This window comes from Aureimonas psammosilenae (assembly GCF_009176975.1).
Classification (GTDB): domain Bacteria; phylum Pseudomonadota; class Alphaproteobacteria; order Rhizobiales; family Rhizobiaceae; genus Plantimonas; species Plantimonas psammosilenae.
In genome coordinates, this window is the sequence record NZ_WEZG01000012.1 from 99,699 (window position 1) to 122,778 (window position 23,080).

17 protein-coding genes are annotated in these 23,080 nt (G+C 65.1%); 6 read left to right on the plus strand and 11 right to left on the minus strand.

The features are described 5' to 3' along the window. Nucleotides 1–121: 121 nt before the first annotated feature. Both F9929_RS18660 and F9929_RS18665 read right to left on the minus strand, forming a co-directional pair. Complete coding sequence (locus F9929_RS18660) at nucleotides 122–1,576, minus strand: homospermidine synthase (protein WP_152048060.1); 1,455 nt, start codon at nucleotides 1,574–1,576, stop codon at nucleotides 122–124. Between the two features lie 182 nt (nucleotides 1,577–1,758). Then, nucleotides 1,759–3,594 (minus strand): M3 family oligoendopeptidase, encoded by a 1,836-nt coding sequence (locus F9929_RS18665; protein ID WP_152048061.1) that lies wholly within the window; start codon nucleotides 3,592–3,594, stop codon nucleotides 1,759–1,761. Between the two features lie 128 nt (nucleotides 3,595–3,722). Between F9929_RS18665 and F9929_RS18670 the strand changes: the two genes are divergently transcribed. The 3 genes from F9929_RS18670 to F9929_RS18680 all read left to right on the plus strand — a co-directional run bounded on the left by F9929_RS18670 (nucleotide 3,723) and on the right by F9929_RS18680 (nucleotide 8,093). Continuing rightward, the gene (locus F9929_RS18670) at nucleotides 3,723–5,147 is read left to right on the plus strand and encodes a sigma-54-dependent transcriptional regulator (protein ID WP_152048062.1); all 1,425 of its coding nucleotides are present in this window, start codon (nucleotides 3,723–3,725) and stop codon (nucleotides 5,145–5,147) included. A 209-nt stretch (nucleotides 5,148–5,356) separates the two neighbouring features. Beyond that, entirely contained in the window at nucleotides 5,357–7,183 is a 1,827-nt protein-coding gene (locus F9929_RS18675; RefSeq protein ID WP_152048063.1) for a DUF882 domain-containing protein, read from the plus strand. A gap of 478 nt (nucleotides 7,184–7,661) precedes the next feature. Next, a complete protein-coding gene (locus F9929_RS18680; protein WP_152048122.1) occupies nucleotides 7,662–8,093 on the plus strand; it encodes a MucR family transcriptional regulator in 432 nt (143 codons plus the stop codon). A gap of 107 nt (nucleotides 8,094–8,200) precedes the next feature. Here the strand turns inward: F9929_RS18680 and F9929_RS18685 are convergent, their stop codons facing one another. Then, on the minus strand, nucleotides 8,201–8,449 hold the full coding sequence (locus tag F9929_RS18685; protein ID WP_152048064.1) for a DUF2312 domain-containing protein: 249 nt from the start codon (nucleotides 8,447–8,449) through the stop codon (nucleotides 8,201–8,203). Between the two features lie 153 nt (nucleotides 8,450–8,602). Beyond that, entirely contained in the window at nucleotides 8,603–8,905 is a 303-nt protein-coding gene (locus F9929_RS18690; RefSeq protein WP_152048065.1) for a DUF1244 domain-containing protein, read from the minus strand. A gap of 143 nt (nucleotides 8,906–9,048) precedes the next feature. Here F9929_RS18690 and F9929_RS18695 point away from each other — a divergent pair, with 143 nt between their 5' ends. Beyond that, entirely contained in the window at nucleotides 9,049–10,836 is a 1,788-nt protein-coding gene (locus tag F9929_RS18695; RefSeq protein ID WP_152048066.1) for an outer membrane beta-barrel protein, read from the plus strand. 28 nt (nucleotides 10,837–10,864) lie between these two features. On the opposite strand, the gene F9929_RS18700 is transcribed toward F9929_RS18695, so the two are convergent. Next, the gene (locus tag F9929_RS18700; protein WP_152048067.1) at nucleotides 10,865–11,212 is read right to left on the minus strand and encodes a hypothetical protein; all 348 of its coding nucleotides are present in this window, start codon (nucleotides 11,210–11,212) and stop codon (nucleotides 10,865–10,867) included. An 85-nt stretch (nucleotides 11,213–11,297) separates the two neighbouring features. Next, nucleotides 11,298–12,167: a UTP--glucose-1-phosphate uridylyltransferase GalU gene (gene galU / locus F9929_RS18705; RefSeq protein ID WP_152048068.1), complete on the minus strand. Its 870-nt coding sequence runs from the start codon at nucleotides 12,165–12,167 to the stop codon at nucleotides 11,298–11,300. Between the two features lie 267 nt (nucleotides 12,168–12,434). Here galU and F9929_RS18710 point away from each other — a divergent pair, with 267 nt between their 5' ends. Both F9929_RS18710 and F9929_RS18715 read left to right on the plus strand, forming a co-directional pair. Then, nucleotides 12,435–13,661: a lytic murein transglycosylase gene (locus F9929_RS18710; protein WP_152048069.1), complete on the plus strand. Its 1,227-nt coding sequence runs from the start codon at nucleotides 12,435–12,437 to the stop codon at nucleotides 13,659–13,661. Nucleotides 13,662–13,664: 3 nt separating this feature from the next. Continuing rightward, the gene (locus F9929_RS18715) at nucleotides 13,665–15,140 is read left to right on the plus strand and encodes an SGNH/GDSL hydrolase family protein (RefSeq protein WP_152048070.1); all 1,476 of its coding nucleotides are present in this window, start codon (nucleotides 13,665–13,667) and stop codon (nucleotides 15,138–15,140) included. A gap of 39 nt (nucleotides 15,141–15,179) precedes the next feature. Here the strand turns inward: F9929_RS18715 and F9929_RS18720 are convergent, their stop codons facing one another. The 5 genes from F9929_RS18720 to F9929_RS18740 all read right to left on the minus strand — a co-directional run bounded on the left by F9929_RS18720 (nucleotide 15,180) and on the right by F9929_RS18740 (nucleotide 23,027). Then, on the minus strand, nucleotides 15,180–16,634 hold the full coding sequence (locus F9929_RS18720; protein ID WP_152048071.1) for a glutamate synthase subunit beta: 1,455 nt from the start codon (nucleotides 16,632–16,634) through the stop codon (nucleotides 15,180–15,182). Between the two features lie 12 nt (nucleotides 16,635–16,646). Continuing rightward, nucleotides 16,647–17,060 carry a PIN domain-containing protein gene (locus F9929_RS18725; protein ID WP_152048072.1) on the minus strand — a complete coding sequence of 138 codons (414 nt, stop codon included), beginning with the start codon at nucleotides 17,058–17,060 and terminating at the stop codon, nucleotides 16,647–16,649. Continuing rightward, nucleotides 17,057–17,335 carry an antitoxin gene (locus F9929_RS18730; protein ID WP_152048073.1) on the minus strand — a complete coding sequence of 93 codons (279 nt, stop codon included), beginning with the start codon at nucleotides 17,333–17,335 and terminating at the stop codon, nucleotides 17,057–17,059. Before F9929_RS18730 ends, F9929_RS18725 begins: the two co-directional genes overlap by 4 nt. Nucleotides 17,336–17,396: 61 nt before the next feature. Further along, entirely contained in the window at nucleotides 17,397–22,070 is a 4,674-nt protein-coding gene (gltB, locus tag F9929_RS18735; RefSeq protein WP_235919433.1) for a glutamate synthase large subunit, read from the minus strand. A gap of 207 nt (nucleotides 22,071–22,277) precedes the next feature. Then, nucleotides 22,278–23,027: a sulfite exporter TauE/SafE family protein gene (locus F9929_RS18740; RefSeq protein WP_152048075.1), complete on the minus strand. Its 750-nt coding sequence runs from the start codon at nucleotides 23,025–23,027 to the stop codon at nucleotides 22,278–22,280. Nucleotides 23,028–23,080 lie beyond the last annotated feature (53 nt).

Below are 23,080 nucleotides of genomic sequence, written 5' to 3' on the forward strand. Positions count from 1 at the left end.
CTGGAAGAATATCCTAGTCAGCGAAGCAGACTAACGAATACCGCTAAAATCGAAAGGCCGATGCGTCAGATGGCCGCATCGGCCGGCTTTCCACCATCCAATGAGAAAAGGTGCGGCGCGATCAGCGCTCGTGAACGAGGACGTTGCGAAACTGCCAGGGATCGCTGGCGTCGATGTCTTCCTTGAAGAGGCCCGGCCGATCGGTCAGCGGATTCCAGTCCGTGAAGGTGCCTTTGACCGTGCCGAGATAGGGCTTCTGGATTTCGAGGCAGCGGCGGAAATCCATCTCCTCCGCTTCCACGATCCCTGATTCCGGGTTTTCCAGCGCCCAGACCATGCCGGCGAGAACGGCCGATGAGACCTGAAGGCCCGTCGCGTTCTGATAGGGCGCGAGCTTGCGCGCTTCGGCAAGCGTCAGTTGCGAGCCGTACCAGTAGGCGTTCTTGTCGTGGCCGTAGAGAAGGACGCCGAGTTCGTCCGAGCCGTCCACCAGCTCGCTCTCCGTCAGAACGTGATGGGTCGGCTGGATGCGTCCGGCCGCGCCGAACAGCTCGTCGATCGAAACAAGCGCGTCGTTGTTGGGATGATAGGCGTAATGGCAGGTCGGCCGATACGTCACTTCGTCCTGCTTGTCGCGGACGGTGAAATAGTCCGAGATCGAGATCGCCTCGTTATGGGTGACGAGGAAGCCGTGCTGGGGTCCGGGAGTCGGGCACCAGGTGCGAACGCGCGTCGCGGCGCCCGGCTGCTCCAGAAAGATCGCCGGCGCGCCGTCCTGCTTGTGGAGCTTGGCGTTCTTGGGCAGCCAGGTTTCGTGCGTGCCCCAGCCGAGTTCGGCCGGCTGCATGCCTTCCGAGATGAAGCCTTCCACCGACCACGTGTTCCAGAAAGTGTTGAGGGGCTTCGGCTCCTTGGCGCGCTGCGTGTCGCGCTCGGCGATGTGGATGCCCTTCACGCCGGCCTTCTTCATCAGCTTGGCCCAGCGGCGGCGCTCATCCGCCGCCGGCTCCTTGAAGTCGACGCCGACTTCGCTCGCCACGTCCAGAAGCGCCTGCTTGACGAACCAGGACACCATGCCCGGATTGGCGCCGCAGCACGACACCGCCGTGCGCCCGCGCGGGTTCTCGGCGGCTTCCTTGCGGACGGCCCGCCGCAGGGCATAGTTCGTGCGCTCGGCGTTCGAGACCTTGTCGTCGAAGTAGAAGCCGAGCCAGGGCTCGATCACCGTATCGATATAAAAGGCGCCGAGCTTGCGCGTCAGCTTCATGAGATCGAGCGAGCCGGTATCCACCGACAGGTTCACGAGGAAGCCCTCCCCGCCCCCTTCGGTCAGAAGCGGGGTGAGGATCTCTTCGTAGTTCTTGCGCGTCACGGCCTGTTGCACGAAGCGGATACCGCGTTCGTCCAGAAGCCCGCGATCGGCGTCCTTCGGGTCGATCACGACCATGCGCGACTTGTCGAAGGTGAAATGGCGTTCGATCAGCGGCAGCGTGCCCCGTCCGATCGAGCCGAAGCCGAGCAGGACGATCGGCCCGGTGATGGCGGCGTAGATCGGGTAAGGCGAGGATTTTGCCATCGCAGCAGGTCCTTTTCCTTGGAGATGCTCTCGAGGTTTCCGCTTCGCGCTAATCGAGTCGGCCCACGATTAAAAGTGGGCGCGCGAAAATATATCGCCGCCCGGTCAAATTTTCGCGTTGTCTTCCAAGCCTGATCGCTAGTGGAAAAGCTCTTTATGACATTGGCAAGACAAGCCGAAGCTCAAGGCTCGAAGCTTTCCAGTTCGTCGATAAACCCGGAAATGACCGACAATCCCTTGGACCAGAAGGTTGGATCGGACGCATCGAGGCCGAAAGGCGCGAGAAGTTCCGAATGATGCTTCGAGCCGCCGGCCCGGAGCATGGAGAAATACTTCTCCTGAAATCCTGCTTCCGAGTTCTGGTAGACGGCGTAGAGCGAGTTCACGAGACAATCGCCGAAGGCATATGCGTAGACGTAGAACGGCGAATGGATGAAGTGCGGGATATAGGTCCAGAAGGTCTCGTAGCCGGGGCCGAGCCGAATGGCGGGGCCAAGGCTCGCGCCCTGCACCTTCAGCCAGATTTCCCCGATCCGCTCCGCCGTCAACTCGCCCGCCCGGCGTTCCTCATGAAGGTCGCGCTCGAACTGGTAGAAGGCGATCTGACGGACAACCGTATTGATCATGTCCTCCACCTTGGCCGCAAGCAGCCCGCGCCGTTCGCGGTCGTCGCTCGCAGCGTCGAGCAGGGAGCGGAAGGTCAGCATCTCGCCGAAGACCGAGGCGGTTTCGGCAAGGGTCAGCGGCGTCGGCGCCATCAGCGCGCCCTGCGGCCCGGCCAGAACCTGATGAACGCCGTGGCCGAGTTCGTGGGCGAGCGTCATCACGTCCCGCGGTTTGCCGAGATAGTTCAGAAGAACATAAGGATGCGCGGAAGGAACGGTCGGATGCGCGAAGGCCCCAGGCGCCTTGCCGGGCCGCACCGCCGCATCGATCCAGCGATGATCGAAGAATCGCGCCGCGATCTCCGCCATGTCGGGCGAAAAGCCGGAATAGGCCGACAGCACCGTTTGCCGCGCCTCGTCCCACGAGATGTCGCGCTTGGGCGCGTGAGGAAGCGGCGCGTTGCGGTCCCAGAACTCCAGCCGGTCGAGCCCGAGCCAGCGCGCCTTCAAGGCATAATAGCGGTGCGAGATGGAGGTGTAGCCGTCCATCACCGCACTTGCCAACGCATCCACCACGGGGCGCTCGACGCGGTTCGCCAGATGGCGCGAATCGGCGACGTCCGTGAAGCCCCGCCAGCGATCGGCGATCTCCATGTCCTTGGCGAGCGTGTTGGTGATCAGCGTGAAGATACGCAGGTTCTCGGAAAAGACCTTGGCGAGCGCTTCGCCGGCGGCGCGACGCCGGTCGCGGTTCTCGTCCTGCAAAAGGTTCAACGCTTCTTCCAGCGCCAGATCCTCGCCGTCGATCTCGAAGCGCAGCGCCGTCATCGTCTCGTCGAACAGGCGGTTCCAGGCGTTGCGCCCGGTGATCGCCTTCTCGTGGAAGAGTTCCTCGACGCGGTCCTCCAGTTGAAAAGGCTTGTCGCGGCGCAGATCCACGATCCAGGGTCGGAAATGCGCCAGCGCCGCATCGTCCGCCATCGCCCGATCCAGAACCTCGTCGGCCACGCGGTTGAGTTCCAGGGGGAAGAACAGGAGGCGCGAGGAAATCTCGGTGATGCGGGCCTGGATGTCGCCATAGAACTTCGCCTTGGCGCCGTCCGACGTGTCGCCGGAATAAACGAGGCCCGCATAGGACACGAGCCGCCCGAGGATTTCCTCCAGCGCCTCGTATTCCCGCAGCGCTTCGACAAGGTCGCCGCCGCCCGGCATCGCCGCCGTGTCGGCAAGGCGACCGCGCCAGCGCGCCTGGAAGGCGGTCGCCATCGCGTCGCCCTTCGCGATGTCGGCGGCGATCTCCGGCGCGTCCATGGAAGGGTAGAGGTCGGCGAGGTTCCATTCGGGCAACGCACCCGCCCCGTCGCGGGACGCGGTCGGCGCGCTGGCCGATGCTGCGGTCGTCGGGAAGGGCATGGGGCAGTTTCCGTTCGGCTGAAGAGTATGCTCGTTAACTTCGCGGCAACCCTTGTCGTCAAGCCGATCGAAGGGTCCTCGTGCCAAGGTAGGGACCCCGAACGCCGCCGGCGAGACCCGTCGATCCCATGCCGACCACCGTCCTCATCGTCGACGACGATCCCGTTCAGCGCCGCCTCCTGGAAGCACATGTGGGGCGCATGGGCTATCGGTCCTTGTCATGCGCGGACGGTGAAACGGCGTTGCTGGCACTGCGCACGAGCGCGCCGAATCGCTTGCCGGCCGCCATGGTCCTGGATCTCTCCATGCCGGGAATCGGCGGCGTGGAGGTGCTGAAGGAAATGCGGCGCGCGAGCTTCGACGTGCCGGCCGTGGTCCAGACCGGCAAGGGCAGCATCGATACGGCGGTGGAAGCGATGCGGGCCGGCGCCTTCGACTTCGTGGTGAAGCCCGCCTCGCCCGAACGGCTGCGCGCTGCCATCGAGGACGCGCTGCGCTTGTCGGCCGCGCGGGAGCGTCGCCCCCGCTCGCTCGCGGGCGATCCCGCCACGCGGCTTGAAGGAGCGAGCCCGGCGATGGCGCGAGCGCTGCGCGAAGCGCGGGCGGCGGCAACCTCCACCATTCCGATCCTTCTGGAAGGCGAAACCGGCGTCGGCAAGGAATGGCTGGCCGCGGCCATCGTCGCCGCCGGGCCCCGAGCGGCCAAGCCTTTCGTGCCGGTGAACTGCGGCGCCCTGCCCGCCTCGCTCACCGAGAGCATCCTCTTCGGCCATGCGAAAGGCGCTTTCACGGACGCTTCCGAGCGCCGCATCGGCAAGTTTCTGGAAGCCGACGGCGGAACGATCTTTCTGGACGAGGTCGGCGAACTGCCGCTCGACATCCAGGCCAAGCTTCTGCGCGTGTTGCAGGACGGGCGCGTCGATCCGGTGGGGGGCCAGGGCTCGGTTCCGGCCAATGTTCGGCTTCTTTCGGCCACGAATCGCGATCTGGCGGCCGAGGTCGCCGCCGGCCGGTTCCGCGAGGACCTTTATTTCCGCCTGAACGTCCTGGCGATTCGCGTTCCATCCTTGCGCGAACGGCGCGAGGAGATCGGGACGCTCGCCGAGCGCTTTCTGCGCGCTTTCGCGGCCAGCGACCGGGCCGGCGCGTCGATGCGCCTTCTGCCCGATGCCCTAGAACTTCTTCGGAATTTCGACTGGCCCGGCAATATCCGGCAACTGGAAAACGCCGTGCACCGCGCGGTGGTGCTGGCCGAAAGCGACGAGCTTTCGGCGCGCGACTTCCCCCAGATCGCGACCCAGATGCGTGGGCCTTCGTGCGAAGCGTCGGAAGCCCCGGTTGCGCCTCCTCTTCTTCCGCCATCGGACGTCCAAGCCCTTTCCGCCTTCGACGCAGACGGCGAAATCAGGAAACTGGAGGATATCGAAGCCGATCTCATCCGGTTGGCGATCCAGCGCTACGACGGACGCTTGTCGGAAGTCGCGCGGCGTCTCGGCATCGGGCGCTCGACGCTTTACCGAAAACTCGACGCCTATCGCATTCCCGGCAATTGACCTTTTTTATGGTTGCCGCATTCTTGCCCGAACGAGAAAAGCTTTACCCTACCTTAACCCTTTTCTTTTGATATATCGGTTAAATGAGGCTAGCGTCATCTTCGTGCCGCACTCTCGGCTGAAAGAACGATAGTTTCGCGCTTGCAATTTGAGTTCTCGACTGCTGGGGAAGCCGTCTTCGAGAACCGGGACGAGGGGACAAGGTCCGAATGACCGGATTGACCGACGCTGTCGGCCGCGCCACGTCGCGCGCAGCCTCCTACGCCGCGATTTGCATTCTCAGCGTCTGCACCGGAACACTTGCAGCCAATGCCGAGACCAGAAGTCTCAAGTTCTACCATCTCCATACGCACGAGAAGGAAGAGATCACCTACAAGCGGAACGGTCGCTACCTTCCCGACGGCTTGAAGAAGATCAACTGGATCTTGCGCGACTGGCGTCAGAAGAAGCCGGTCAACATGGACCCGCGCCTTCTCGACCTCGTATGGGAAGCCTACCGCCAGTCCGGCTCCAGTTCCTATATCCAGGTCATCTGCGGTTATCGCTCTTCCGACACGAACGGCATGCTGCGCTCGCGCACCGCCGGCGTCGCCAAGGAAAGCCAGCACGTTCTCGGCAAGGCGCTCGACTTCACCCTCCCCGACGTGCCGCTCGCCAAGCTGCGCGCCATCGGCCTGAAGATGCAGGTCGGCGGTGTCGGCTTTTATCCGAAGTCCGGTTCGCCCTTCGTGCATTTCGATGTCGGCAACGTCCGCCATTGGCCGAAGATGAGCCGCAAGGAGCTCATGGCGGTTTTCCCGAACGGCAACACCCTGCATGTTCCGTCCGACGGCAAGCCCTTGCCGGGCTACGAGCAGGCGCTCGCTTCCTACAAGTCCCGCAAGTCCGGCGACTCCATCCAGATCGCCAATGTGAGCGAGGGTTCGGGCGGATCGTCTTCCGGCAAGTCGCTGCTCGCCAGGCTTTTCGGCGGCGGTGGCGCGGACGAGGAAGAGGACAATGCCGAAGCGACGGTCGCGCCGACCCGCGCGTCGCCCGCCCAGCAAATCATGAAGCCGGCGGCAAGCCCGCGCAAGGCGGTCGAGGAGCCGGTGGTCGTGGCCGCCGCAGCGCCGACGCCGAAGCGTGACGTTCTGCCGAACGGGGTGCCGCTGCCGATCCGCGACACGTTCGACACGACGGCGCCGAAGTCTCCGGTGCCGCCCGCCGCCCTGACGGGCGAGGCCAAGCCCGAGCCGGTTCAGGTGGCGGCTCTCGACATTTCTCGCGTGCCCTTGCCGAGCGCCGCTCCCGTGCGCGAATCCAGCGTGATCGCGCAGGCGATGAAGGTTCCCGTTCCGACCGCCCCCGTCGCGCCCGACAGCGAAACGGTTCTCGCCGCCCTCGCCTCGGCCCCCGCCGAGGACGTGGCCGCCAAGGACGGTCAGCTCGCTTATTCCGTTCCGACCCCGCGCAGCCGGCCGCCTTTCGCGAGCGTTCTGCGGGACATTCCGGTTCCCGCCGCGCCGAGCGTCGCCGAACTCGCCGCACCGGCGGTGGAAACCGCCGCGCCGATCGCGACGAGCCTTGCTTCGGCGGCAATCGCAACAGCCCAGACGCATGCCGTCGCCACCTTGGCTCGCGAAGCGGCCCCGCCGCATTCCGCCAGCGCGCGGCGCGCTGCGGACGACAAGGTGCTTCTCGCCTCACTCGCCCCGGCCAAGCGCAACCCGGCACCCGTCGCCGTGAAGCTTCCCGTGCCCGAAGGCAAGACAGGCCGCTTCAAGCGGGACATCAACGCCGCCACCGGCACAAGCGCCGCCCGTGTGGTCCAGCAGGCGATCAGCGACAAGGTTCGCATGGCCGATCTGGTGACGGACCCGAATGCCCGTCACGAAGTGCGCGCCATGATCCATCCGAACGCGTCGTCGCTGGTTCGGAACACGCCGACCTCGGTCCTGGCCACCGGCTTCACCTCCGATCCGATCACGTCCTATTCGACGGATCGCTTCGCCGGTTCCGCGGTGAACTTCATGCCGATGATCAAGGTCGACTGATCGACTTCACGCAAAGTTTCAGTGGGAAACGGCGAGCGGGCGCGAAAGCGCCCGTTTTTATTTGATTAGGCTTCTTTTCCATCTGAAACTATCGCGTTATCTTGCGATGAACCTCAATGTCCGGCGAATATGAAGCCGGGCTTTATCCGCGACCTTTTGTTCCTTGGTGTCGCTCAACTCAAGGTTCGCAATTTCTCCGCGTAAACCCCACGTTATCGTTAGCTGTCCGAGACAACGTCGATTGTTCCGTCTATGTATAAGGGTCTAGAGCGGGTGCTTTTGAGCTTGGGAAATAGTCCATTAGCTTGATATCCACCTTGACATCAAATATTGAATTATAAATACAGAAGGCATCGGCAGCCCATGTGAACCTTGTCGGGCGCGCCGCATCAGTAATCACGTTTTCTCGCGGCAAGACGTTCCGATAGGACGGGTCGGCTGCTGCTTGCTGGAACAATCACCGGAAATGAGCGAGACGATGGACCAGGGCGAACGCCTCGATAACAACGAGATGCTGATGGAACTGACGGCGGAAGTAGTCGCCGCCTATGTCAGCAACAACTCTCTGGCCGTTTCGGAGATCCCCGGTCTCATCTCGGACGTTTATGGCGCCCTCGGCCGCACCCATGTCGCCCCGCAGGCTCCCGTGGTCGAGAAGCCGAAGCCCGCGGTCGCGGTGAAGAAGTCCGTGACGGACGACTACATCGTTTGTCTGGAAGACGGGAAGAAGTTCAAGTCGCTGAAGCGTCATCTCATGACGCACTACAATCTTTCGCCCGAGGAATATCGCGAGAAGTGGGACCTGCCGGCGGACTATCCGATGGTCGCGCCGAACTACGCCGCCGCCCGCTCGCGCCTCGCCAAGCAGATGGGCCTCGGCCACAAGCGCCGTCGCGGCGCGCGCGCCTGAACTTTCCGGGCGCATGCGCCCGGCTTGCCTGCCCCAAATAAAACGAAGCCCGGCTCTGCTCCCGCAGGCTGGGCTTTCCGTTTGAGCGATCTCTGAGATCGGACCGCTTATTCGGCCATGCCGAGAGCCTGAAGGTAAAGGTCCAGAACCGCATCCATTTCGGCCCGCTCGTTCTGGTCCTGCTTGCGGATCGCGATCACCTTGCGCAGCACCTTGGTATCGAAGCCGTTGCCCTTGGCTTCGGCATAAACGTCCTTGATGTCGTCGGAGATCGTCTTCTTCTCCTCTTCCAGGCGCTCGATACGCTCCACGAAAGATTTGAGCTGGTCCTGGGCGACGCCCTCGACATCCGACATCGGCTTTTCCGTTCCGTTCCGTTGCGCCCATGGTTCCGCTCGCGCGTCGAGCGCGGCGTCGCCGATTCATTGGCGGGAATGGGCGCGCTCTAGCAGAAACCGACGCGCTTCGAAAAGGCGCGCGTTGAAGGACCTACCCCGAAATGCCTTGCCTCAGCCGTGCCGGCGGGTTTCGAAGGCCTCCTGCGCGGCAGGAGAGGCCTCCCGCTGATGGGCTTTGCGCCATTCCTCATAGGGCATGCCGTAGAACGCTTCGCGCGCTTCGTCCTTGTTCATGGCAAGGCCGTTTTCCTCGGCGGCGTCACGATACCAGTTGGCGAGGCAGTTTCGGCAGAAGCCGGCAAGGTTCATCAGATCGATGTTCTGAACGTCGGTCCGCTGGCGCAGATGGTCCCGCAGACGGCGAAAGGCAGCCGCTTCGAGTTCGGTTCGGGTCTTGTCGTCGATGGGAGTCATGACTGGGCTTCGCGTCCTTCGCGGCTGGCGGCTCGCTTGCGCATATCGCGCCGGTCCGCGCAGGCTTCAAGCGTGAGGACAAGCTTGCCGTAATGCTGGCCCCCTAGTCTTCGCGGCGAACAGCCTTCGTATCGGACCCCATCTTGATTCCTTCGCGCGGCCGGACAACGGCCCATGCCCGTCATGGCGGCCTTCGTCGCATCGTCCTTGGCTGCGTCGCCGGGGCGACGATGGCGCTCGGCCTTGCGGGGAATGGCCATGCGCAGGAAGCCGCGCCGATGGACGATCTGGAGGACGGATCGCTGCGCCGCAACGACCTCGACATCCTCCGCCAGTTCAAACGCGACGGCGACGGAGGGACAAACGCGCCTTCCTTCTCGATCGACCAGCCGACGACGCTTCCTCAAGGAACGGCCGCGCTGAAGGAGGAACCGGCCGAACCGTCACCCGAGGATGACGAAAACCGGAACGAGCGCTCGCCGACGCCGCCCGCGCGGCCGCGCTTCGACCTGTTCGAAGGCCCCTCGCCTGCCGCCCGCGCAACGCCCTCCAACGCGGCCGCCATGCCGGCAGAGCCGATCGGCAGCCCGCCGCCGGAAACGCCGCCTTCCGCCGCGTACGAGCCCGTTCCGGAAGCCGGACCGCTCGCAGTGCCGGCCGATCCGATGGCAGAAGCGTTCGATTCAAACGAAAAAACAGCGCGGGTACTGCGGAACGGCTCCCTACCCGCTGCGCCGATCCGCCCGTCGCGCCTGGAGCAGATCGGCAGTCGCCTGAACCAGCGCACCTTGCCGCTGCGCCAGACAGGGCCGGCAGCATCGGACGATCCCTTCGCGCCGCTCGGGCTGCGGCTCGGCGCCTTCACGCTTTATACGGCGGTGGAGCAGAGCCTTGGGCTCTCCAGCAATGTCGACTCGAAGCGCGGCGGCGAAGGCGGCGCGTTCAGCGATACCGCTCTGTCGGCACGTCTCCAGTCGGACTGGTCGCGCCATGCGGCGGAAGTCGAGGCCCTGGCGAACTATCGCCGCAACTTCGCCGGCGAGGAGACCGAGCAGCCGGACGTCACCGTGGACGGCGCGCTTCGCCTCGACGTCGATCGGCTGACGACCGCGGTGCTGCGGGGCGGCGTGGAATATCGCAAGGAGGACGCCGCCGATCTCGACTCGCTGGCCGGCGTCGAAGATCGGGCGGATCGGTTGGACTACCGGGCGTCGGGCGAAGTCGAGCACGAATTCGGCCGAGCGTATATCCGCGGAACGCTCGCGGCTTTGCGCGAAACCGCATCCGCCGACAAACCCGGCGCATCGAACCCCGATTTCAGCACATATTCCGGCCTGACGCGTGTCGGCTACCGCTTCTCACCGGCTTTCGCGCCGTTCGTGGAAGGCGGGCTGGGGCGTCGCGTGTTCGACGAGAGTTCCTCAAGCTTCAAGCGCGACTCCACCATCGAAATCCTGCGCGGCGGCATCGGCTTCGATCTCGGCGAAAAAGTGCGCGGCGAGTTCGCTGCCGGCTATGCGCGCAACCGACCGGACGAAGACGCCATCGATGCGGTGGGCGCACCGACCTTCGACGCCAAACTCTTCTGGTCGCCCCGACGCGGCACCGATGTCGCCTTCACGGCCACCACGACCTTCGACCCCGATCCGCTCGGCACCTCCACGGCCACGCTCTACGAGGGCGGCGTCGCTCTCAGCCACCGCGCGACAGCGCGACTGGCGCTCGATGCCGGCCTCACCGGCGGCTATCGCGACAGCGAACTCGCGGCCGATACCGAGCGCAGTTGGGGCGTCAGCGCCGGCTTCACCTATTGGCTGAACCGCTCCCTCGCCCTCACCGGGCTCGCCACGCACCGCGACGTCGACCGGCAAGGGAAAGAAGGAGACTACGGTGTCGAATCGGTGAAGCTCGGCATCCGCTTCCAGCATTGACGGAACGGAGCGGCGCTTCCCCAGCGGCTCAAGGGGTCTGAAGCGCGCGGATCAAGCGCTTGGACTGGGGATTGGGGCCATCGTCCCACTTGAGATCGCGGTGATCGATGCGCCCTTCCGCGAGCGCTTTGGTGAGCCTCGTGCAAAGAAGCGGCGCGGCCTCCTCGTTCGTCTTCACCCGCATGATCTGGCGAGCGCTCTGCATGGCGCTCGGCGAAATGGTCTTGGTGCGCTCGACGCAGGCCGCGAGTGCCTCGGCGGGCGTCTGGGTGGATGCCGGCGAGGCCCGGTCGGCCCCGCCTGCGCCCTCATTCGTCACGCATCCGGCCAACAGGACCGGAACGAGAACCAAAAAGCCGGAAACGATCTTGCGCATGCACGAACTCGAACAGGAAGCACTCGCTGCGAGTGTTCATGAAACTCGTTCGCTGGCAAGTCTTCGCCCGGCTAACTGATCCTTTTCAGCCGACCAGTTCGGCCAGATCGTCCCGGACCTTCGACCAGATGGCATCATCCGCCTTGGCATAGGCCACATTGGCCTTGATGAAGCCTTCCTTGCTGCCGCAATCGTAGGTCTTGCCGGTGAAGACGTAACCGAAGAAGTCCTGCGCATCGGCGAGCTTGAGCATGCCGTCGGTGAGCTGGATTTCGTTGCCGGCGCCGCGCTCCTGCGTTTCCAGGATGTCGAAGATTTCGGGCTGGAGAATGTAGCGGCCGGAAATCGCCAGGTTGGACGGCGCTTCCTCCACCTTCGGCTTTTCCACCATGCCGTCGATCTTGAAGCCGTTGCCGACATCGCCGGCCCGACCGACGATGCCGTATTTGTTGGCTTCGCGCGGGTTGACCTCTTCCACGGACAGGATGTTGCCGCCGGAGGTCCCATAGAGATCGATCATGGAAGCGAGGCACCCGCGCTCGGCCTGCATGATGACATCGGGCAGAAGCACGGCGAAGGGCTCGTTGCCGACGAGTTCGCGGGCGCACCAGACGGCATGGCCGAGACCGAGCGGCAATTGCTGGCGGGTGAAGCTCGCATGGCCGGCCGTCGGCTGCATGGAGTCGAGAAGCTGCAGCTCCTTCGTCTTCCCGCGCTGCGTCAGCGTGTCGTTCAGCTCGTATTGAACGTCGAAATAGTCCTCGATGACGCCCTTGTTGCGGCCGGTCACGAAGATAAGCTGCTCGATTCCCGCTTCGCGCGCCTCGTCCACCACATATTGCAGGATCGGACGGTCGACGACGGTCAGCATCTCCTTTGGAACGGCTTTCGTGGCCGGAAGGAAACGTGTCCCGAGTCCAGCGACCGGAAACACGGCCTTGCGCACCTTTTTCATGCGGTTCTCCTGCTTGAAGCGTTGCGACCCTTTGTCGGAGGCTGTGTAACCCGTCCGGATCGCCACGACCAGCGAAGCCGCCAAATCGGCACTTTTCAAGGTAAATTGAACATATCTGCCTCGAAACGGAACTCGTGGTAAAGTTTGCCTTAAGGGGTAAACGATAGCTTGCCGGAACAAGGAGCGGCTTTGCCGCGTCCACTGTGCCGGCCCCGTTTTCCTGTCGGAAAGGCCGGAGCAGAGAGTTTCAACGACCGAGGTTGCCCGATGCGCAAGTTTGACACCTCCCGAGTTGCCGTTCTCGCCTGCGCGCTGTCGGCGGCGCTTCTCGCGTCCGCGCCCGATCGCGCCTTCGCCGATGCCGGCTTCCAGGACTGGATCGCCAAGTTCGAGACCACGGCCGCGAAAAGCGGCATTTCGCGCTCGACCTATCGCGCGGCCTTCGCCGGCGTCACCGAGCCCGATCCGCAAGTCCTCGAGAAGGCGCGGTTCCAGCCCGAGTTCAAGGACACGATCTGGGACTACATGGACAATCGCGTCAACGAGATCTCGGCGGGCGAGGGTCAGGCGCGGCGCCAGCAGTTGAAGCCCTGGCTCGACAAGATCGAGGCGCGTTTCGGCGTCGACCGCGACGTGCTTCTCGCCATCTGGTCGATGGAGTCGGATTACGGCCGCGTTCTGGAACGCCAGGACGTGGTGCGCTCCGTGCCCCGCTCGCTCGCCACCCTCGCCTATCAGGACCCCAAACGCGGCAAGTACGCCCGCTCGCAGCTCATCGCCGCCCTGAAGATGCTTCAGGACCGCGACGTCTCGGTGAAGGGTCTGACCGGCTCCTGGGCGGGTGCCATGGGCCACACGCAGTTCATCCCGACGAGCTACCTGCTTTATCAGGCCGACATGGACGGCAACGGCCATGCCGACATCTGGACCTCCGTGCCCGATGCGCTGGCCACCTCCGCCAATCTTCTGAAGAAGAACGGCTGGCAGACGGGCAAGACCTGGGGCTATGAAGTAATGCTGCCTTCCGCCGGCGCCGCCTCGCTCGCGGGCAAGAGCATGAGCCTTTCAGCTTGGGCGCAGAAGGGCTTCGTTCGCGCCAGCGGCGGCCGTTTCGCGTCGCCGGGCGACCGCGCGACCTTGATGCTGCCGGCCGGCACCAATGGCCCGGCCTTCCTGATGACCAAGAATTTCTATGTCATCAAAGCCTATAACAATGCCGACAAATATGCCCTCGCCGTCGGGCATCTCGCCGACCTCATCGCAGGCGGCGCGCCCTTCGTCCAGGATTGGCCGCGCGGCTACAAGCCCTTGTCCATGGCCGAGCGCTACGAGGTGCAGAAGCATCTCACCACGCACGGCCTTTATGACGGCAAGATCGACGGCAAGATCGGCTCGACTTCCAAAAACGCCATAATGGCTTATCAACGTGGCGCAGGCATGGAAGCGGACGGCAACGCCTCGAAGGCTCTGCTGGAGATGATGCGCAAGAGGTAAGGAATGCGGGACAGCGACCGGCGGCAGGCCGCGACGAAGGCAAGACCGCGCAGGGCGGGGTGGCTTCGCGCCGCCGCGATCCCGCTGGCCTTGATCGCGCCCGGCACCATCCTGAACCCGGTGCCGGCCGCCGCGCAGGACAATCCCTTCGGCTTCGTCGGGCGCATCTTCGGCGGGGGTCAGCAGCAGCGGCGCTATATCGACCCGCCGCCGAATGCCGGGCCGCGCCCCAAATACTATATCGATCCGCCGGTGAGCCCGAGCCGGCGAGCCCAACCCGACAAGCCGCGCTCCGCGCCGAAAAGGCAGGCGCCCGGCTCGGACGCGGCGGCGACCGGCGCGGGAGCTGCGGCGACACGCACCGCCGAGGCCGCCAAGCCGGTGGAAAAGGCCGCCGACGCGAAGGTGGTCCTCGTGGTCGGCGACTTCATGGCCCTGTCGCTCGCCAAGGGCCTGGAAGCCAGCGTCGCCGACAAGCCCGGCATCCGCATCGCCGATCGCACCGACGGCTCGTCCGGCCTCGTGCGCGACGACCATTTCGACTGGCCCGACCGGATCGGCGCGATCATCGACGAGGAGAAGCCGGCAGCCGTCGCGGTGATGCTCGGCACCAACGACCGTCAGACGATGCGCGACGGCGGGGAGGCCATGGACCTGCGCGGCGAGGAATGGGCGGCGGAATACAAGCTTCGCATCGACGCCCTCGCCAAGGCCGTGCGCGACCGCAAGCTGCCGCTCGTCTGGGTCGGCCTGCCGGGGGTGAAGTCCACCAAGGCCAGCGACGATCTGGCTTACTTCAACGAGCTTTATCGCGAAGCCGCCACGGAAGTGGGCGGCGAGTTCGTGGATGTCTGGGACGGCTTCGTGGATGCCGACGGGGCCTTCGTTTCAAGTGGCCCGGACATCGCCGGCCAGCCTGCGCGGCTGCGCAATTCCGACGGCATCACCATGACCCCGCAGGGGGCGAGGAAGCTCGCCTTCTTCGCCGAGAAGCCGCTGGAGAAGCTGTTCGGCGCCGGCTTCGAAGGCGCGGTGGCAGCGGCTCAGCCCGACGCCGCGAAGGCCGTGCCGCAGAATCCCGCCAACGCCACGGCCATGCCGGTGGTGGCGATGAACAGCCCGTCGCTCGATGGCGGCGAAACGCTGCTCGGCGGCGCGGTTCTGCCCGGCACCTATCCGTCCCAGCCCTCCCCTCGTGAGCGGCTGGTCCTGTCCGGCGCGCCCCTGCCGGCCGCAAGCGGGCGGGCGGACGATTTCGCCTGGAGCGAGAAGGCTGGGCCGGTCGCGCCCGATCGCGGCGCCGCGCCGATCGTCTCGCGCGGCTCGGTCAGCCTCCAGGACATGCGTTCGGCAAAACCGTTGCAACCCGCGACGCCGACTCCGCCGCTCCAGGATGCCATCATCGAGGACTGGAGCAACCAGTCCAAGGCCGGCGGGGACGCCGCGCCGGACACGGCACCCGCCGCACCGCCCCGCTGAACCGGTCGCGAGCGCCGAACCGGTCGGCGCCCGTTTTCGTCAAAGCGGAAGCGTCGTCATGCCCATCAGGTCGCGGTCGATCGCGTGCGCGGCCTGACGCCCTTCGCGGATCGCCCAGACCACGAGCGACTGCCCGCGCCGCACGTCGCCGGCGGCATAAAGCTTATCGATCGACGTGCGGTAATCCTTGTCGGTCGCCGCCACCGAAACGTTGCCCCGATTGTCGGCCTTCTTGGCCAGCTTGTCGCCCGCCTCGGCCATGAAGCCGCGCTCCAGCGGACCGGCAAAGCCGATCGCGATAAAGGCGAGGTCGGCGCGGATGACGAATTCCGTGCCGGGAACGGGCTTGCGCCGGTCGTCAACCTCGCAGCACTTCACGCCGGTCAGATGGCCGTCCTCGCCGATGAATTCGAGCGTGGCGACCTGGAATTCGCGGTTCGCGCCTTCCGCCTGGGACGAGGACACGCGCATCTTCGTCGCCCAATAGGGCCAGACTTCCAGCTTGTTCTCGGTTTTGGGCGGCTGGGGCCGGATGTCGAGCTGCGTCACCTTCACCGCGCCCTGGCGGAAGGCGGTGCCGACGCAGTCGGAGGCCGTGTCGCCGCCGCCCACTACCACGACATGCTTGGCGCCGGCCCAGATCTCGGACGAGGCCCAAGCGACCGACTGGACGTTCTCGCCGCCGACGCGCCGGTTCTGCTGCACGAGATAGGGCATCGCGTCATAGATGCCGGACAGGCCGTTGGTGGGAATGCCCGCCTCGCGCGGGCGCTCCGCGCCGCCGCAATAAAGCACCGCGTCATATTCGGCGGTGAGTTCCTCGAGCTTCTTGTCGACGCCGATCTCGACGCCGCAGAAGAAGGTCACGCCCTCGCCTTTCATCTGCTCGACGCGCCGGTCGATCAGGTGCTTTTCCATCTTGAAGTCGGGGATGCCGTAGCGAAGGAGGCCTCCGGGCCGCGTTTCGCGCTCGAAGACGTGAACTTCGTGGCCGGCGCGGCCGAGCTGCTGCGCGGCAGCCATCCCGGTCGGCCCCGAACCGATCACCGCGACGCGGCGGCCGGTCGCGGTCTTGGCCGGCTGCGAATGCACGAGGCCGAGCTTGAACGCCTTGTCGGCGATCGCCTGCTCGATCGTCTTGATCGAAACCGGCATGTCCTCGAGATTCAGCGTGCAGGCTTCCTCGCAGGGAGCGGGACAGATGCGGCCGGTGAATTCGGGGAAGTTGTTGGTGGAATGAAGGTTGCGGATCGCGCCTTCCCAGTCGTCGGCATAAACGAGATCGTTCCAGTCGGGGATCTGGTTGTGCACGGGGCAGCCGGTCGGGCCATGGCAGAAGGGAACGCCGCAATCCATGCAGCGCGCGGCCTGTCGCCCGATCTCCTGATCGGGCATCGGGAGCACGAACTCGCGGAAATGGCGAATGCGATCCGACGCAGGCTGATATTTCTGCGTTTGGCGGTCGATTTCGAGAAAGCCTGTGACCTTGCCCATGATGCTACCCGTTCAGAAATCGTTGGGACCGGCGCGAAGCCAGTTTTCCACCCGTAGCTCCGCGATCCGCGGAAAGATTCGATCGTCCGACACCAGCATCGCTCCCAATGCCGAAGCATGGGCCGCGATCAGCATGTCGTTCTGCCCGACCGTCACACCCTGGCGCTCCGCTTCCGTTCGCAAGCGGGCGTAGGCCATGTCCGCCGGTCTGTCCCATGCCACCACCGTCATCGTCGCCAGAGTTGCCTCGACGATATGCTCCCATCGCCGCGACGCGATCTTCACATATCCGTATCGAAGCTCCGCCGCAGCGATGATGCTCGTGCCGACATCGGCACGTCGCGTTTCCGCGAAGATCCTGCCGGCCCTTCCTTCGGGGTCTCGGATGATCGCGGAAATGATATTCGTATCGAGAAGGTACTTCACGAACCACCGTCGAAATCCACCGGCTTCGGCGGAAGATCGTCGATGTCCGGGAAGTTCATCTCTTCCGGCGACAAGGGCGGCAGGCTCCTCAGCCAGGCGACGAGCTCGGCCGGAGTCATCTCCTTCCTGTCCGGCAGGATGCGCAGCGTTCCGTCAGCTTCCCGCCGGATCGTCACCTCGTCGCCCTCGAAATCGAACTCCTTCGGGATGCGCACCGCGCGGCTGCGACCGTTGCGGAAGACGCGCGCCCGCTGCTCCTGTTTCACGCTGCTCATCGGCGCTTCTCCGTCATATGCCAAAAGGATATGACGGAAGCGCCGATGAGGCAATCGTCGTTCATTCGGCCGCGACGTTCATCCGCATCCGCTCCATCTCCAGAAGCGCGCGGCGGTATTCCACCGGCATGACCTTCACGAAACGCGGGCGGTAGGCTTCCCAGTCGTCCAGCATCGCCTTGGCGCGGGACGAGCCCGTGTAATGGTGATGGTTGAGGATGAGCTGGTACAAGCGCTCGTCGTCATGGCCCGTCATGTCTGAAGACACGTCGACCCGGCCCTTGTGCTGAAGGTCGCCGCCGTGATGGTGCAGCTTCTCCAGAAGGTCGTCCTCTTCCGGCACGGGTTCGAGATCCACCATCGCCATGTTGCAGCGCTCAGCGAAGTCGCCCGTCTCGTCGTAGACATAGGCGACGCCGCCGGACATGCCGGCCGCGAAGTTGCGTCCCGTTTGGCCGAGAATGACGACGACGCCGCCGGTCATGTACTCGCAGCCATGGTCGCCGACGCCTTCCACCACCGCGATGGCGCCGGAATTGCGCACCGCGAAGCGTTCGCCCGCCACGCCCCGGAAATAGCATTCGCCGGAGATCGCGCCGTAGAGCACCGTGTTGCCGATGATGATCGACTCTTCCGGCACGATGCGGGTGTTTTCGCGAGGGCGCACCACGATGCGGCCGCCCGACAGGCCCTTGCCGACATAGTCGTTGCCGTCGCCCGTCAGCTCGAAGGTGACGCCGCGCGCCAGGAACGCGCCGAAGCTCTGGCCGGCGGTGCCGGTCAGCTTCACCGAGATCGTGTCGTCGGCAAGACCCTTCAGGCCGAAGCGCTTGGCGACCTCGCCCGACAGCATGGCGCCGGCGGAGCGATCGACGCTGCCGATGGCCGTTTCGATCTCGACGCGCTGGCGCGTGGTGAGTGCGACTTCAGCCTCCGCGATCAGCTTGCGGTCGAGGACGTCGGCGATCGGGTGCTCCTGGCGCTCCGTCCAGCGAAGCTGCTCGGGCGAGCCTTCCGGCTTGAAGAAGACGCGGCCGAAATCAAGGCCTTGCGCCTTCCAATGGTCGATCATCGCCTGTTTGTCCAAGCGGTCGGACTGGCCGATCAGTTCGGACAGGTGGCGAACGCCCATCGCGGCCATGATCTCGCGCACCTCTTCCGCGACATAGAAGAAGAAGTTGATCACGTGCTCCGGCGTGCCCTTGAAGCGCTGGCGCAGAACGGGGTCCTGCGTGGCGACGCCGACGGGGCAGGTGTTGAGGTGGCACTTGCGCATCATGATGCAGCCGGCCGCGATGAGCGGCGCGGTGGAGAAGCCGAACTCGTCGGCCCCGAGCAGCGCGCCGACGATAACGTCGCGGCCGGTGCGAAGCCCGCCATCCACCTGCAGGGCGATGCGCGAGCGCAACCCGTTGAGAACCAGCGTCTGCTGGGTCTCGGCCAGGCCCATCTCCCAGGGGGAGCCGGCATGCTTGATCGAGGTCAGCGGCGAAGCGCCGGTGCCGCCGTCATAGCCCGACACGATGATGTGGTCGGCGCGCGCCTTGGCGACGCCCGCCGCGACCGTGCCGACGCCGACTTCCGACACGAGCTTTACCGAGATGTCGGAAGCCGGGTTGACGTTCTTCAGGTCGAAGATGAGCTGCGCCAGATCCTCGATCGAGTAGATGTCGTGGTGCGGCGGCGGCGAGATCAGGCCGACGCCCGGCGTCGAATGGCGCGTCTTGGCGATGGTCGCGTCGACCTTGTGGCCGGGCAACTGCCCGCCCTCACCGGGTTTTGCGCCTTGCGCGACCTTGATCTGCAGCATGTCGGCGTTGACGAGATATTCCGTCGTCACGCCGAACCGGCCGGACGCGATCTGCTTGATGGCCGAGCGCTCGGGGTTGGCCGAGCCGTCCGGCAGCGGCAGGTAGCGATCCGATTCCTCGCCGCCCTCGCCGGTGTTCGACTTGCCGCCGATCCGGTTCATGGCCACCGCCAGCGTCGAATGCGCTTCGCGCGAGATCGAGCCGAAGCTCATCGCGCCGGTGCAGAAGCGCCGCACGATGTCCTTCGCCGGCTCCACCTCGTCCAAGGGCACCGGCTGAAGCCCGACATCCTCGGCAAGCTTGATCTCGAACAGGCCGCGAATGGTGGAGGCGCTGACCGCCGACTTGTCGACGATCGCGGAATATTCCTTGAAGCGCTCCCAGGAATTGCCACGAACGGCGTGCTGGAGCGTCGCGACGGCATCCGGCGACCAGAGATGCGCTTCGCCGCGCATGCGGTAGGCATATTCGCCGCCGACTTCCAGCGAGCGCAAGAGAACCGGATCGTCGGAAAAGGCCAAGCGATGCCGCTCGGCCGTTTCGCGCGCCACCTCGTCCAGCCCGACGCCCTCGATCGTGGTCGCCGTGCCGGTGAAGTACTGCGCCACGAAGTCGGACTTCAGACCGATCGCGTCGAAGATCTGCGCACCGCAATAGGACTGGTAGGTCGAGATGCCCATCTTGGACATGACCTTGAGAAGGCCCTTGCCGACCGACTTGATGTAGCGCGTGACGATCTCGCTCGGGTCCACCTCCGGCGGGAACTCCTTGCGGCGGTGCATGTCGAGAAGCGTGTCGAAGGCGAGATAGGGGTTGATCGCCTCCGCGCCGTAGCCGGCGAGACAGGCAAAGTGATGCACTTCGCGCGGCTCGCCCGATTCCACGACGAGACCGGCGGACGTGCGCAGACCCTTGCGGATCAGGTGATGGTGCACGGCCGCGCAGGCGAGAAGCGCCGGGATCGGGATGCGATCGGCGCCCATCTGCCGGTCGGACAGGATGATGATGTTGTAGCCGCCCGCAACTGCGGCTTCCGAGCGCTCGCAAAGCCGGTCCAGCGCGCCCTTCATACCGGCCGCGCCCTGTTCGAACGGATAGGTCGTGTCGAGCGTCTTGGTGTCGAAGCGGTCCTCGGTGTGGCCGATGGTGCGGATCTTTTCGAGATCGCCGTTGGTCAGGATCGGCTGACGGACCTCGAGGCGCTTGCGGCGCGAGGTGCCTTCCAGATCGAAGATGTTCGGGCGCGGGCCGATGAACGACACGAGGCTCATCACCAGTTCCTCACGGATCGGGTCGATGGGCGGGTTCGTGACCTGCGCGAAGTTCTGCTTGAAATAGGTGTAGAGCAGCTTCGACTTGGCGGACATGGCCGAAATCGGCGTGTCGGTGCCCATGGAGCCGATCGCCTCCTGCCCCGTGGTCGCCATCGGCGACATGAGCTGGCGCGTGTCCTCGATCGTGTAGCCATAGGCCTGCTGGCGGTCGAGCAGCGACACGTCGGAGCGCGACGCGCGCGGGGCGACGGGCTTCAGGTCTTCCAGAACGAGCTGCGTCGAGCGCAGCCAGTCCTGATAGGGATGCTCGGTGGCGAGTTCCTGCTTGATCTCCTCGTCGGAAACGATGCGGCCTTTTTCCAGATCGATCAGCAGCATGCGGCCCGGCTGGAGCCGCCACTTCCTGATGATCCGCTCCTCGGGCACATCGAGCGTGCCAGCTTCGGAGGCGAGGATCACGAGATCGTCGTCGGTCACGACGTACCGCGCGGGTCGCAGTCCGTTGCGGTCGAGCGTCGCGCCGATCTGGCGACCATCGGTGAAGGCGACGGCCGCAGGCCCGTCCCACGGCTCCATCAGGGCGGCATGGTACTCGTAGAAGGCCTTTCTCGCCTTCGACATCTGCTTGTTGCCGGCCCAGGCTTCGGGGATCAGCATCATCATGGCGTGGGACAGCGGGTAGCCGCCCTGCGTCAGGAATTCGAGCGCGTTGTCGAAGCAGGCCGTGTCCGACTGCCCCTCGTAGGAGATCGGCCAGAGCTTGGCGATGTCGTTGCCGAAGAGTTCGGAGTCCACCGAGGCCTGCCGCGCCGCCATCCAGTTGACGTTGCCGCGCAGCGTGTTGATCTCGCCGTTATGGGCGACCATCCGGTAAGGGTGGGCCAGACGCCAGGACGGGAAGGTGTTGGTGGAAAAGCGCTGGTGCACGAGGGCGAGCGCCGACTCGAAGCGCGGGTCGCCCAAGTCCTTGTAGTAGTCGCCAAGCTGATAAGCGAGAAACATGCCCTTGTAGACGAGCGTGCGCGCCGACAGGGACACGACATAGAAGCCGAGATCCTCGCCCTCGCCTTCGGCGTAGACGCGGTTCGACACGACCTTGCGCATGATGAAGAGCTTGCGCTCGAACTCTTCCTCGGAGCCGATGGCGGCCGAGCGCCCGATGAAGATCTGCCGGTGAACCGGCTCGGTCGCGACGATCTCGGGGGCCTGCGAAAGCGAACCATTGAAGACCGGCACGTCGCGCCAGCCCAGAACCGCCTGGCCTTCCTCGGCGACCACCGCCTCGAACAGCTTCTCGAAATGCGCGCGCCGCTCGGGGTCGCGCGGCATGAAGATGTGGCCGACGCCGTAATGGCCCGGCTCGGGCAGAGTCACGCCTTGGTTCGCCATTTCGGCGGAAAAGAAGCCGTGGGGGATCTGCACGAGCATGCCCGCGCCATCGCCCATCAGGGGGTCGGCGCCGACGGCGCCGCGATGGGTGAGGTTCAGAAGGATCTGAAGACCCTTCTCCACGATCGAATGGGACTTCTCGTTCTTCATATGCGCGATGAAGCCCACGCCGCAGGCGTCGTGCTCGTTGCGCGGATCGTAAAGGCCCAGGCGGCGCGCATCGGCAATGCGCTTCGAGGCGGCGGCTCCCAATGCCGTCATGGATGGCGTGTCGATCGTCATCGCGTCCTCTCTTTCGTGTTTCCTCGTCGGCTCGATCTTACGAGCCTTTCCCCCCGCCATCCACCGCCATCGCGAAGCCTCCCTTCGGAAGCACCGAAGCGGTGGAAATACGACAGCAATGCTGACCTATCTTGCGGCTTATGACAGACTACGGCTCATTCCGCAAGGCGACCCGTCCGCCATCCGTCAACCGTAGGCCCGCAGGAAGAAATGCACGGTCATCGCGACGGCGAGGAGAACGGTGCCGTAACGCACGAGGCCTGGCGGCAGGCTGCGTCCGATCCGCGCGCCGCCATAACCGCCAAGAAGCGCGCCCATTCCGGCGACGAGCACCGCGTACCAGTAAACCGCGCCGGCAAGCGCGAAGCAGAGAACGGCAACCGTGTTGGCGGCGGTCACCAGAAGCACGCGCGGCGGGTTCAGCGCGTGGATGTCGGCCTCGTCCAGAAGGCTCCAGGCAGCCAGCATCATCAGCCCGACGGCACCGCCGAAATAGCCGCCGTAAACGCCGAGCGCGAACTGGATCGTCAGAACGGTCGGAACCCCCGCACGAAATCGCGCCCGCAATATCGGCCCGAGCCGCCGGCCGAAGGCGAGCGCGAAGGTGGCGACGAGAAGCAGCCAGGGCAGAACATGGTCGAACACCCTGCTCGGCGTCCAAAGAAGGAGAAGCGCTCCGACCAGACCGCCGAGAAGCGTCGCGACAAGCGTCGGGCGCAGCGGCACGCCGCAGACATTCGTCAGACCGCCGCGATAAACATAGACGCTGGCAAGACCGCCCGGATAAAGCGCGACCGTGCTCGTGGCATTGGCCGAAACGGACGGCATGCCGACGGCGATGAAGGCCGGCAGGGTGACGAAGCTTCCGCCGCCGGCCATGGCGTTCATGGCGCCGGCCAGCGCCCCGGCCCCGAAAAGCAGCGCGATATCTTCCATGGCCTACCGTTAGGAGGCAAAGCATGCCCGCGCAATCCCTCCCGGCCCCGGCG

Excerpts from the sequence above, each read along its gene's own strand:
- F9929_RS18660 (WP_152048060.1), bottom strand. The coding sequence starts at position 1,576 with ATGGCAAAATCCTCGCCTTACCCGATCTACGCCGCCATCACCGGGCCG.
- F9929_RS18665 (WP_152048061.1), bottom strand. The coding sequence starts at position 3,594 with ATGCCCTTCCCGACGACCGCAGCATCGGCCAGCGCGCCGACCGCGTCC.
- F9929_RS18670 (WP_152048062.1), top strand. The coding sequence starts at position 3,723 with ATGCCGACCACCGTCCTCATCGTCGACGACGATCCCGTTCAGCGCCGC.
- F9929_RS18675 (WP_152048063.1), top strand. The coding sequence starts at position 5,357 with ATGACCGGATTGACCGACGCTGTCGGCCGCGCCACGTCGCGCGCAGCC.
- F9929_RS18680 (WP_152048122.1), top strand. The coding sequence starts at position 7,662 with ATGGACCAGGGCGAACGCCTCGATAACAACGAGATGCTGATGGAACTG.
- F9929_RS18685 (WP_152048064.1), bottom strand. The coding sequence starts at position 8,449 with ATGTCGGATGTCGAGGGCGTCGCCCAGGACCAGCTCAAATCTTTCGTG.
- F9929_RS18690 (WP_152048065.1), bottom strand. The coding sequence starts at position 8,905 with ATGACTCCCATCGACGACAAGACCCGAACCGAACTCGAAGCGGCTGCC.
- F9929_RS18700 (WP_152048067.1), bottom strand. The coding sequence starts at position 11,212 with ATGCGCAAGATCGTTTCCGGCTTTTTGGTTCTCGTTCCGGTCCTGTTG.
- galU (WP_152048068.1), bottom strand. The coding sequence starts at position 12,167 with ATGAAAAAGGTGCGCAAGGCCGTGTTTCCGGTCGCTGGACTCGGGACA.
- F9929_RS18710 (WP_152048069.1), top strand. The coding sequence starts at position 12,435 with ATGCGCAAGTTTGACACCTCCCGAGTTGCCGTTCTCGCCTGCGCGCTG.
- F9929_RS18715 (WP_152048070.1), top strand. The coding sequence starts at position 13,665 with ATGCGGGACAGCGACCGGCGGCAGGCCGCGACGAAGGCAAGACCGCGC.
- F9929_RS18720 (WP_152048071.1), bottom strand. The coding sequence starts at position 16,634 with ATGGGCAAGGTCACAGGCTTTCTCGAAATCGACCGCCAAACGCAGAAA.
- F9929_RS18730 (WP_152048073.1), bottom strand. The coding sequence starts at position 17,335 with ATGAGCAGCGTGAAACAGGAGCAGCGGGCGCGCGTCTTCCGCAACGGT.
- gltB (WP_235919433.1), bottom strand. The coding sequence starts at position 22,070 with ATGACGGCATTGGGAGCCGCCGCCTCGAAGCGCATTGCCGATGCGCGC.
- F9929_RS18740 (WP_152048075.1), bottom strand. The coding sequence starts at position 23,027 with ATGGAAGATATCGCGCTGCTTTTCGGGGCCGGGGCGCTGGCCGGCGCC.